Annotated in this window: 9 protein-coding genes; 2 read left to right on the forward strand and 7 right to left on the reverse strand. The window is 73.0% G+C overall.

Going from position 1 to position 10694, the window contains the following annotated elements; translation table 11 throughout:
* Window position 1 precedes the first annotated feature (1 nt).
* From hypF to FRANCCI3_RS05395, 6 genes are all read right to left on the reverse strand, one after another.
* Window positions 2-2548 (reverse strand): carbamoyltransferase HypF, encoded by a 2547-nt coding sequence (gene hypF / locus FRANCCI3_RS05370; RefSeq protein ID WP_011435522.1) that lies wholly within the window; start codon window positions 2546-2548, stop codon window positions 2-4.
* Complete coding sequence (locus FRANCCI3_RS05375; protein ID WP_011435523.1) at window positions 2545-3633, reverse strand: NHL repeat-containing protein; 1089 nt, start codon at window positions 3631-3633, stop codon at window positions 2545-2547. Before FRANCCI3_RS05375 ends, hypF begins: the two co-directional genes overlap by 4 nt.
* Window positions 3634-3779: 146 nt before the next feature.
* A complete protein-coding gene (locus tag FRANCCI3_RS05380; RefSeq protein WP_011435524.1) occupies window positions 3780-5030 on the reverse strand; it encodes a hypothetical protein in 1251 nt (416 codons plus the stop codon).
* A 62-nt stretch (window positions 5031-5092) separates the two neighbouring features.
* The gene (locus FRANCCI3_RS05385) at window positions 5093-5659 is read right to left on the reverse strand and encodes a hydrogenase maturation protease (protein WP_011435525.1); all 567 of its coding nucleotides are present in this window, start codon (window positions 5657-5659) and stop codon (window positions 5093-5095) included.
* 13 nt (window positions 5660-5672) lie between these two features.
* The gene (locus FRANCCI3_RS05390; protein ID WP_011435526.1) at window positions 5673-7280 is read right to left on the reverse strand and encodes a nickel-dependent hydrogenase large subunit; all 1608 of its coding nucleotides are present in this window, start codon (window positions 7278-7280) and stop codon (window positions 5673-5675) included.
* Between the two features lie 75 nt (window positions 7281-7355).
* Entirely contained in the window at window positions 7356-8327 is a 972-nt protein-coding gene (locus FRANCCI3_RS05395; protein ID WP_011435527.1) for a hydrogenase, read from the reverse strand.
* 427 nt (window positions 8328-8754) lie between these two features.
* Here FRANCCI3_RS05395 and FRANCCI3_RS05400 point away from each other — a divergent pair, with 427 nt between their 5' ends.
* Both FRANCCI3_RS05400 and hypB read left to right on the forward strand, forming a co-directional pair.
* Window positions 8755-9249, forward strand: a complete 495-nt coding sequence (locus FRANCCI3_RS05400) for a hydrogenase maturation nickel metallochaperone HypA (protein WP_023841586.1) — start codon at window positions 8755-8757, stop codon at window positions 9247-9249.
* A 6-nt stretch (window positions 9250-9255) separates the two neighbouring features.
* Window positions 9256-10149, forward strand: coding sequence for a hydrogenase nickel incorporation protein HypB (gene hypB / locus FRANCCI3_RS05405; RefSeq protein ID WP_011435529.1), 894 nt, complete (start codon window positions 9256-9258; stop codon window positions 10147-10149).
* Window positions 10150-10426: 277 nt separating this feature from the next.
* On the opposite strand, the gene FRANCCI3_RS05410 is transcribed toward hypB, so the two are convergent.
* Window positions 10427-10648: a hypothetical protein gene (locus FRANCCI3_RS05410; RefSeq protein ID WP_035733742.1), complete on the reverse strand. Its 222-nt coding sequence runs from the start codon at window positions 10646-10648 to the stop codon at window positions 10427-10429.
* Window positions 10649-10694 lie beyond the last annotated feature (46 nt).

Genomic DNA, 10694 nt, shown 5'->3' on the forward strand with positions numbered 1-10694 from the left:
CTCAGGCTTCCTTCCCGCCGAAGGTCGGCTCCGTCGGGCGGCTCAGCGCCGCGACCGCCGCCTGGCCCAGCGCCAGCCCACCGTCGCCCGGCGGCACCACCCGATGGACGAGTACGTCGAACCCGGCAGTGGCGAGCCGGGCGCGGCAGGCCCGCGTCAGCACTACGTTGGCGAACACCCCGCCGGTCAGACCGACCAGGCGGACTCCGTACCGCCGCCGCGCGAGCCCCGCGACCTCGGCCACCGCGTCCGCGACCGCCAGATGGAACGCGCCGGCCAGCACCGGCACCGCCACTCCCGCCCGCAGACCGGCGACGATCCCCGCGAGCACCCCCACCGGGTCGAGGACGCCGTTCGCCAGGCCGAAGGAGAGCCGGCAGGCACCGGCGCCGCCGAGTCCGGCGCCGCCGAGTCCGGCGCCGCCGAACTCCGCCGCGGCGAGCGCCTCCAGCTCGACGGCGGCCTGCGCCTCGTAGGTGATCCGGTGACGCACCCCGAGCAGTGACGCCACCGCGTCGAACAGGCGGCCCATGCTCGTGCAGGGCACGCAGGCCACGCCCCGGTCCAGCGCGGTGCGCAGGGTGCGCAACTCCGCCACGGAGCAGGCCCGCACCGGCGCCAGGTCCGCGGTCCAGTCCAGGTCGGCGGCGGCCAGATGGGCGAGCGCGACCCGGTACGGATTGCGGACGGCGGCGTCGCCCCCGGGCAGGCCGATCGGACGCAGGTGCGCGACCCGCTCGGCGCGGGCGACGTCCGGGCCTACCAGCAGCACCTCGCCGCCCCAGATCGTGCCGTCGAGCCCGTAGCCGGTGCCGTCGAACGCGACCCCGAGGATGGTGTCGCCGAGCCTGCCGTGCTCGGCGAGTAGGGCGGCCACATGGGCATGGTGGTGCTGGACCAGGTGCGGCAATCGGCCGGCGGACCGTGACCCGTGGGTGGAGGTCTGGTTCGCCCCCGCCGCCGGGTCCCCGGCTGCCGCCTGTTCGGTCCCCGTAGCCGCCGCGCGTTCGGCCCAGGCCCGGGTGACGTATCCCGGATGGAGGTCGGCGGCGAGCGTCTCCGGCGCGACGCCGTACAGATCGGTCAGGTGCGCGGCGGAGCGCTCGAAGGCCCTGAGCGCCGCCAGGCTGCCCATGTCACCCAGATGCTGGGACACGAACGCGCGACGGTCCGTGGTGAGGCAGAACGTGCTCTTGCCCTCGCCGCCCACGGCGAGCACCGACCGGACGGGGCGGCCGAGGTCCACCGGCAGCGGAACGTATCCGCGGGAGCGCCGCACCGGCAGCACCTGCCCGTCGTCTCCGTCGTCCCCGTAGCCGCAGCGCACCACCGAGTCGTCACACGGCAGGAGGATCGGTCGGTCGTGCCGGAGGAACGCATCAGCGAGGCCGGCGAGCCGGTCCCGCGCGTCGTCGTCGGCGAAGCAGATGGGCTCGCCCGAACGGTTGCCACTGGTCATCACCAGCATCCGCGGCGGTCGCGGGCCGCCACCCGGGACCGGCGCGAACAGCAGGTGGTGCACGGGTGTGTACGGCAGCAGCAGCCCCACCAGCGGAGTGCCGGGGGCGACCAGCCGCGACATCCCCGATATCCCTGACATCCCCGCCGCGGGCGAGCGGCGGACGAGCACGATCGGAGCGGCCGGCGATGCCAGCAGCGCCGCCTCCGCCGACGACAGGTCGGCCACCAGGGCGGCCGTCGCCAGGTCGCGCACCATCACCGCGAACGGCTTGTCGGGCCGGTCCTTGCGGGCGCGCAGGCGCGCCAGGGCCGTGTCGCCGGCCGTGTCGCCCGGGTCGTTCTCGGCCGAGCAGGCCAGGTGGTAGCCGCCGACGCCCTTGACCGCGACCACCGCGCCGTCCGCCAGTGCCCGCTGGGCCGCCGCCAGCGCGGCGTCCGTGCCGTGGACCTCCGGTCCGGTGCCGTCCGCGGGGCTGAACCACAGCTTCGGTCCGCAGGACGGGCAGGCGACGGGTTCGGCGTGGAAACGGCGGTCCGCCGGGTCGGCGTACTCCGCCGCGCACCGCGCGCACATCGGGAAGCGGGCCATCGTCGTGGCCGCGCGGTCATACGGCAGCGCGCTGATGATCGTGTACCGCGGGCCGCAGTTGGTGCAGGTGATGAACGGGTGGCGGTGGCGCCGGTCGGTCGGGTCGAACATCTCGCGCAGGCAGTCGGCGCACACCGCGGTGTCCGCGGGTACCAGGGTGCGATCGCCGGGAACGGTCGCGCCGGCCACGATCCGGAACCCGGCGTCGCCGGCGGTCGACCGGGTCACGCTCGTCACCGTGACGCGCTCGATGCGCGCGAGCGGTGGCGCCTGCGGTTCGAGTCGGCGCAGGAACTCGGCCACGGCCACCTCGTCGCCTTCGACCTCGGCGAACACCGAGGTCGAGTCGTTGCCGACGAATCCCGCGAGCCCGAGGGTGCCCGCGAGCCGGTGGACGTAGGGCCGGAAACCGACGCCCTGGACGACGCCCTCCACCACGACCCGGCGCCGGACCCGGCGCCCGGTCCGCCCGGTCCGCCCGGTCCGCCCTCCGGTCATACCCGCCGCCAGATCATGACCCGGTTGTTGCCCGAGTCCGCCACCGCGAGCCGGTCGCCGCGCACCGAGAGGCCGTACGGCCAGCAGAAGGTGTCGGCCTCGACGCGGGTCCACCGGTTCTCCCCGGTCTCGGCGAACGACGGCTGGCCGAGCACACCGGTCGCGGGCGTGGAACTGCGCCGCGGCAGCTCCTCCCACAGCAGGACGCGGTTGTTGGCGGTGTCCGCGACGGCCAGCAGGTGCCCGTAGCTGTCGACGGCGTAGGGGAAGCGCAGGACGTCGGCCCGGCCGGGCGCGTAGGGGAACTCCCCGGAGCATGCGAGATCGGGCTGGCCGAGCACCAGATCGGCGTCGCCGTCGGCGTCGGGATGGGGGGCCCAGCCGAGCAGCCGGTGGTTGCCGGCGTCCGCGACCAGCAGCCGGTCGGCGGTGCCGGCGAGGTCGTGCGGCCACCGGAAGCTCGCCGGACCGGCCGCGCCGCCACGGTTCTCGTCCCGGCGGGTGGGATCGGGCTGCCCCAGCACCAGGTCGGGTAGCCGGCCGGGCGAGGACGGCAGGCCATTCGACCAGCCCAGGATCCGCCGGTTACCGGTGTCGGCGACGTAGAAGCGCCCACCCACCACGGCCACCCCGAAGGGCCAGTAGAAGGTGTCTGGTCCGCACGGGCCGCCCCGGTTCTCGCGGACGGCGTCGGCGTCCGGCTGCCCGAGCACGAGGTCGGGGGCGGTGTCGGTGACCGTCGGGACCTCGTTCCAGACCAGCACCCGGTGGTGCCAGGCATCGGCGACCACGAGCCGGCCATCCGTGACGAGCACGCCGGTCGGCAGGTGCAGGCCGCGTTCGGGCCCGCGCCCCGCGGCCGCCGGCCCTTCGCTCGTCGCGTCGGCCTGGCCGAGCACGACGTCGGCGGGGGCGCCGTCGACGGCCGGCAGACCATGCCAGATCAGCACCCGGTGGTTACCCGAGTCCGCCACCACGAGCAGGTCGTCGCCGAGCCACACCCCGCGCGGCGCGTACAGCCGGGACGCCGACGGCCGCGCCGACGGCAGGGCCAGCCCGCCGGGCGCCGGGGCGCCGATCCACACCGCCGGTTCCCAGCTCCCCGCCCATCCGCCCCGTCCCGCCTGGCCGCCCCGTCCCGCCTGGCCGCCCCGTCCCGCCTGGCCGTCCTGCCCCACCCATCTGGTCGGAGTGCTCGGAGTGGCGTCACCGAGTGTTCCGCTGCCGGGCGTCACGTCGGCTTCGCGGTGAGTCGGCGGGCGATCTCGTCGAGCACCCCGCGCACGGCCAGGACGGCGTCGGGGTCCCCGACCTCCTCGAAGATCGCCCGTGCCTCGTGCAGCACCGCCTGCGCCGGGTCGAAGAGGCCGAGGTGGGCCAGGGCGTTGCCCTGGTTCGCCCGAGCCCGGGCGTAGCCGAGGGGGTCGGCGTCGCGGTCGCGGGCGGCGATGACCTCCTGGTAGCGCGCGACCGCCTCCCGCAGGTTGTCCTCCCGGTGTGCGGACGGCGCGTAGACCAAGGCGTTGGCCAGGTTGAGCTGGGTGCTGGCCCACCGCTCGGGATGAGTCTCGCGGGTGTAGACGGACAGAGCGGTCCGCAGGCCCTGCACAGCCACGCCGACCCGCAGCTGGTCGGACGCCTGCGCCATCGGCATGGTCAGATACGCCGTGGCGAGGTTGACCTGTGCCGCCGCGAACAGCTCCGGGGCGGTGTCGATGCGGACCAGGCGCAGCGCCGAGAGGTAGTGCTCCACCGCGACCTTCAGGCCCGCCGGATCGTCCCCGGCCAGCTCCTGGTAGGCCGAACCGAGGCTCAGGTGCAACTCGGCCCGGCCGACCGTGAGGTCGGTGGCGGCCAGCGCGGCGAGCGCCGCCGTCAGCTCTGCGATGACGGCCGGGCTCGGTCCCTCGACTCCGCGACGCAGGTCCGCCGCGGTGGACCTGAGCTGGGCGGCGAGACCGGGGGAGGGTTCCCGCGCCGCGGCGATGGCCCGCTCCAGCAGCCCCGCTGCCTCGCCCGTCCGGCCGGCGGCCATGGCGTGGGCGGCGTGTGCGGACCACACCATCGCCGCGATCTCGTCGGTCTCCCCGCCGGGCGGCGGAGGTTCGTCCAGCTCGCCCAGGGCGAACCGGACTACGTCCACCAGGATCCCCAGCTCGTCGCCGAGCGCCCGGCGCAGTGCCACCGGGTCTTCGGGGTCCGCGCCCGCTGGTCGCAGCACGAAGCGGTTGTAGCGGTCGACCGGGTCGTCGCCGCGCAGCTGCCCGAGGGCCGCGACGACCTCCCCGCGGTAGGCGAGCTCCAGCGCGGCCAGCTCCGCCGGCCAGGCCACCGGCACCTTCCCGGCCGCCAGTGTCCGGCGCAGGTCGGCCGTGGCCTCGCCGCCCGGCACGAGCAGGAAGCCGGCCGGCAGCGGAAAGACCCCGACGGGCTGCGGGCGCGCGCAGGTCACGCCCGTGCTGATGACGTCGTCCTCACCCATGCGCGTCCTCACCCATGCGTCTGGTCATCTGGACCTGTGCGTCCGGTCATCCATGCGTCCGGTCATCCGTCCGTTCCGCCGGTCCCGGGGGCGAGACCAGAGATGATCATGTCCCGGACCTGTTCCATCGCCCGGCGCACCGCGGGACTGAGATCGGCGCCGGGCTCCACGCCGCCCGCCTCGATGAGGTAGACGACGACGTCGTCCGGGTAGCCGTCGCCGAGCAGCCAGCGCCCGAACGCCAGCGCCTGGTCCCAGCGGAAGGCGTGCGGGTGCGGCGCGTCCAGGGGCAGGTTCTCCAGCTGTGCGCCCGGGACCTCGAACACGGTCCCGGGCTCGGCCCCGGTGCGGCTGGCGTCGACGACCACGACCCGGCGTGCGCCGCGCATCGCGAACGCCGTGTCCATCCCGGCGGTCCCCCCGTCGACCAGGCGCACCCCGGCCGGGACGCCCGTCTCGGCGAGCCGGCGGACCAGGATCGGCCCGACCCCGTCGTCACCGCGCAGCAGGTTGCCGCAGCCGATCACGGCCACCTCGCACCCTGGTGGTTCGAAACCGGGCGGATCGACCTGCACCCGCGGCCCGACCGGGGGCCGCGAGGCGGCACCCGCCTCGCGATCCCCGGTCATAGGTCGGTCCCGGTCATAGGTTGTCGTTGATGACGAACCTGCTGAGCTCCCGGCCGGTCCTGCCGTCGTAGGCGTGGACCGTGCAGACCAGGCACGAGTCGAAGCTGCGGGCCACGTGGCCGAGCTCGATCGGGTTCTCCGGATCCACGATGGGCGTGCCGACGAGGGCCTGCTCGATGGGACCGGGCGCCTCGGAGCCGTCGCGGGGGCCGATGTTCCAGGCGGTCGGGGTGACCACCTGGTAGTTCGCGATCTTGCCGTCCTCGATGACGATCCAGTCCGAGAGCGAGCCGCGGGCCGCCTCCGTGGAACCGAAGCCGCGCCCTTCGGTGTACTCCACCGGCTTGAGGTGAAACGGCTCGCGTAGGTCCAGCTGGTCGAGCCAGGCCCGCGTCCACTGGTAGTACCTGGCGGCCTCGTGCATCCGGGCCAGCAGGCGGACCATCACCGACGGGCCGATGGCCGCCAGGATGTCCCCGAACAACGGGTCGTCGTCCTGGTGGGCACCCGCGCCGGGAGCCGCGGCTGCGACGCGGCGGGCGAGTGGCCCGGCCTCCAACGGCAGGTATCCGTGGTTCGGCACCTCGTACCGGGGTGACTTCGCCCAGCTGTACTTGCCCTGCTCCCGGCCGCGCGCCGGATCGATGGGCCGGGTCTCGCCGTCGAACGGGTGGCGCGCCTCGGTTCCCTCGTAGAACGAGTGGGTGACGTCCTCCCGCACCCGGGCCTGGTCGAACTCGAAGTACCCGCCGCCCGCGTACACCCCGGACCGGCCGATGAGTGCCGCGTTGCGGCCGGAGATGGTCGGCCGGGTGTAGAGGTCGGGGGCGAAGTACGTCCCGGTCGCCAGGTAGTTGCCGACTCCCTGGCCGTAGCGATCCAGGCCGATGTCTAGGCAGTACCGGAGGAAGAAGCCGCAGTCGCTGTCGTGCTGGGCGGGGTTCTCGTCCACCCAGGCGAGCACGTCCTGCCAGGTACGGTTGGCCAGCCAGCGCTCCACCGAGCAGCCGAGCCACTGCTTCTCCAGCCAGTTGACCTTCCAGTGCTCCAGGATGGCGATGGAGCGGGTCACGTCCGACAGCGTCGGCGCGCACATCACCCCGCCGGGCACCATGAAGCTGGAGTGCGGCCACTGCCCGCCGAAGATGGCGTAGACCTCCACCGGCTTGGCCGACAGCACCACCGCCGGGCCGTAGCTGCTGCCGGTGTAGGGCGCGAACCGCCGTACCGCCTCCTCATACAGCGGCGAGGAGGCGTATTTCCGGTTCGTGAGGTCGATGGCGAACAGCGCGTAGAAGCAGCGCGGGATGCTCTGCAACGTCTCGCACGCCTGCGCGATGTTGCGGACCAGCGTCGCGTTGGGCGGCATCTCGGTGCGCCACGCGACGTCCAGCGCGTACGCCGACTTGTACAGGTGGCTGCCCCCGCAGATCCCGCAGATCCGCGGGGTCACGATCAGGCCCGCCTGCGGGTCCTTGCCGCGCAGGATGATCTCAAAACCCCGGAACATCGCCGCCTCGGTCCACGCCGAGGTGACCACCCCGTCGTCGATCGTGACCCGGACGTCGAGGTCGCCCTCGACGCGCCCCAACGGGCTGACGTTGAGATCGACGGTGGCCATTGGAATCCTCTCTTCTCCCCGTCCGTTCCTCGCGGTCTCCGGTCGGAGCACGCGCGGCTACCGGCTACCGGCCGGCTAGACGACGAACATGTCCTCCTTCGACCACTGCGGGGCGACTATCCGGGCAGCTGCCGCGTGTGCCAGGTAGCCGAGGTGGCCGCTGCCCGCCGGCACCTCCCGCGGAATGAGCCCGCCGACCTTCCGGGTCCTGAAGATCGTGCCGGGGGCGAGGTCGAAGAATGGGAACTCCGGCTCCGTGCACCCGATGCACGGCATGCCGGCGCGGGTCTTCGACGACTGGCGGTTCCACAGGATCCGGTTGCACGGGGAGTGGGTCATCGGGCCGCGGCAGCCGAACTCGTAGAACAGGCAGCCCTTGCGGGTCCCGTCCCCGAAAGCCAGGGTCGACTGCTTGTATTCGAAGTACTCCGCCCTGGTGCAGCCGGTCTGGGTGAATGTCGTGAAGAACGTCCGTGGCCGGTGCAGCTCGTCGAGCGCGATGTCGGCGGCCCGGCCGGTGGCCAGCGCCACGATGATCTGCGTGATCCAGTCCGGGTGGGCCGGGCAGCCCGGAATGTTGACGACGGGCAGCCCGGAGCGCGATCGGAAGTCCGGGCCGAGGAAACCGCCGCGTTCACGCTTGTGGAACTGCAGCCCGGTGGAGTCCGTCGGGTTCGGCGCCGTCGCGGGGATCCCGCCCCAGCACGCGCAGTCCCCGATCGCCACCACCACCTGGGCCCGGGCGGCCAGCTCGCGCACCCAGTCCTGCATGGGCCGCTCGGCGAAGACGTCGAAGCCGCCGGTTCCGTTCGGGCCGCGGATCACCGAACCCTCGAAGACGAAGATGTCGACCGGCCGCTCACCCCGCGCGCAGTCGGTGAACAGCTCCCGGGCCTGGGCGCCGTTCTCCAGCCCCAACGACGGGTGCCAGAGCAGTTCCAGCCCGAAGTCGGTGATTAGGTCGACGACGTTGGGCTCGTCGGCGTTCAGGAAGGACATCGTGTTGCCGCTGCACGCCCCGCCCTGGAACCACAGCACGGATGACATCAGTACTCCCTTCGTCGGACGGGCCGTGGTCGGCACCGCGGTCCGCCGCACCGCCCACCTCCACGAGCGGACCGAGCCCTCCGTCGAGGTGATCAGAAGCCGCTGGGCCGGGTGATCGTCGGGTGGCCCGTCGCCTCACGGAGACTTCCGGCAGAGCAGACGCTATGTCCCCCAGCGCCGGACGCCTATCGACAGTGCGCGGAGGCTGCCACCAACGCGCAGTCACCAACGCGCAGTGCGGTTTGGTGAAGCGCACACGACCGGGCGAGAGTGGGGCATGCACCGGCCATCCCAGCCCGCCCTCATCGACGCCCGTGGGGCGAGCGCCGAGGTACGGCCCGGCGAAGTGGTGAGCCGGTGCGATGCCGGCTCGGGCGGGTCACCGGATCAGGCGGGTCGCCGGAGGGTGCCGGGGGAGGACCGGGCGATGCACGAGCTGTCCGTCTGCCGATCGATCGCGGACGTCGTCACCCGGCACGCGGCCGGTCGGCCGGTCACCCGGGTGCACGTCCGGGTGGGTCAGCTGCGCCAGATCGTGCCGGAAACCCTCGCCTACTGCTGGGAGCTGATGAACGCTGGGCCCCCGGAGAACGCTGGGCCCCCGGAGAACGCTGGGCCCCCGGAGAACGGCGCCGATCCCCCCGGCGGGCAGGTGCTGGCCGGGTCCGTGCTGGCCGGGTCCGTGCTGGCCGGGTCCGTGCTGGAGGTCGAGAGCGTGCCGGTCAGTGTGTGCTGCCGGGTGTGCGGGACCCGCGGCGAGTTGGCGGACCGGGCGCTGCGCTGCGGCACCTGCGGCGCGGCCGGCGTCACCATCGTCACCGGCGAGGAGTTCCTCGTCACCTCGTTCGAGGTGGCTTCCGACCCAGTAGTTCCCGACCCGGCGGCTCCCGGCTCGGCAGCTCCCGACACCGTGGAGGCGTGACACGCCGTGGGTCGCTTCCATCCCCACCCGGAAGGGGCGCATCCCCACCCGGAAGGGGCGCCGCACGAGTACTCGGGTCCGCACCCACCGGCCGGGGTGTCCGTCGGGGACCATGCCGGCTATGGCACCGGGCCCGAACGGGTCGAGGTCCTCGAGCGGATCCTCGGGGAGAACGAGCGGGTCGCGCTGGCGAACCGGGCCGCCTTCGACGCCGCCGGCGTCACGGTGGTGAACCTGATGTCCGCTCCCGGCGCCGGTAAGACCACCCTGCTGGTCGGGACGCTGCGCCGTCTCGGCCCGCAGCTGCGGGTCGGGATCATCGAGGGCGACATCGAGACCAGCATCGACGCCGACCGCCTCGACGGGCTCGGCGCGGCGATCGCCCTGATCAACACCGGTAACGGGTTCGGCGGGGAGTGCCACCTGGACGCGCCCATGGTCGCCTCGGCGCTGGGCCAGCTGCCCCTGCGCGACCTCGATCTCGTCGTTATCGAGAACGTCGGCAACCTGGTGTGCCCCGCCGAGTTCGAGGTCGGGGAGGACCTGCGCGCGATGGTGTTTGCCGTCACCGAGGGCGAGGAGAAGCCCCTCAAGTACCCGGTCATGTTCCGCTCGGCCGACCTGGTGCTCGTCAACAAGACGGACCTGCTTCCCCACCTCGACTTCGACCTTGACGCGTTCCGGAAGAACCTCGCCGACGTCAACCCGGACGTGGCTGTGCTGGAGGTCAGCGCCCGTACCGGCCAGGGGGTCGACGCCTGGTGCGCGTGGCTGCGCGCCCTACCCGGACAGCGCCCGGAGCCTACGATCGGCGGGGCCGCGCTCGATGACGACGGGGATCCAGCGCGGGCGGGCGCTCGACGGCGGGCGCCTGGAAGGCGACGGTCTCGACGTCCGTGACCGCGACATCGATGATCTCGACATCAGACAGCCCGAAGTCGGGTGCCTGGAAGAGGCGGATCGTCAGAGGCGGGGGCTCCTGCCGCGGCAGAGAGCGCGGCGGCTCCGACGCGGAGAAGAGGGGGATCGAGGCGGTGGCGATGAGATGTCTCGCTTTCGGGGTGGGGCTGCCGAGTGGAACGAGGGGTAGGACGTCAGGGCGGTGACAGGCTTCTCCGCGGGACCTTCCGCCGCCTACGTGGCGTCTTCGGGTTCCGCGAATCGAAGCCTCACGGCGTCAGAGACGGGACATCTTGCTGAACGGGCTCAGAATGCGTTCCTGCTGGGAACCGAAATCGACGAGGACGGCGACTTCTGCTTCGACCCCGGTTACCTGGCCGAGACCGTACATGTCGTGGGTGACCCGGTCTCCTACGGCGAACCGCTTGCACGGCGGGGTGACCGGGGCCTTGAAGGGGCTGGTGGACAGACGGGGCCTGGGTAGCGCTGACTTGGTCATCGCCTCCAGTATGCGCCTGCCGCACCGGGCGCCGCTGGTCGTCGTT

The sequence above is a fragment of the Frankia casuarinae genome, assembly GCF_000013345.1.
GTDB classification, from domain to species: domain Bacteria; phylum Actinomycetota; class Actinomycetes; order Frankiales; family Frankiaceae; genus Frankia; species Frankia casuarinae.

Coding starts and splice junctions, on each gene's coding strand:
- FRANCCI3_RS05390 (WP_011435526.1), bottom strand. CDS start 7,280: ATGGCCACCGTCGATCTCAACGTCAGCCCGTTGGGGCGCGTCGAGGGC.
- hypF (WP_011435522.1), bottom strand. CDS start 2,548: ATGACCGGAGGGCGGACCGGGCGGACCGGGCGGACCGGGCGCCGGGTC.
- FRANCCI3_RS05400 (WP_023841586.1), top strand. CDS start 8,755: ATGCACGAGCTGTCCGTCTGCCGATCGATCGCGGACGTCGTCACCCGG.
- FRANCCI3_RS05410 (WP_035733742.1), bottom strand. CDS start 10,648: ATGACCAAGTCAGCGCTACCCAGGCCCCGTCTGTCCACCAGCCCCTTC.
- FRANCCI3_RS05385 (WP_011435525.1), bottom strand. CDS start 5,659: ATGACCGGGGATCGCGAGGCGGGTGCCGCCTCGCGGCCCCCGGTCGGG.
- FRANCCI3_RS05380 (WP_011435524.1), bottom strand. CDS start 5,030: ATGGGTGAGGACGACGTCATCAGCACGGGCGTGACCTGCGCGCGCCCG.
- FRANCCI3_RS05395 (WP_011435527.1), bottom strand. CDS start 8,327: ATGTCATCCGTGCTGTGGTTCCAGGGCGGGGCGTGCAGCGGCAACACG.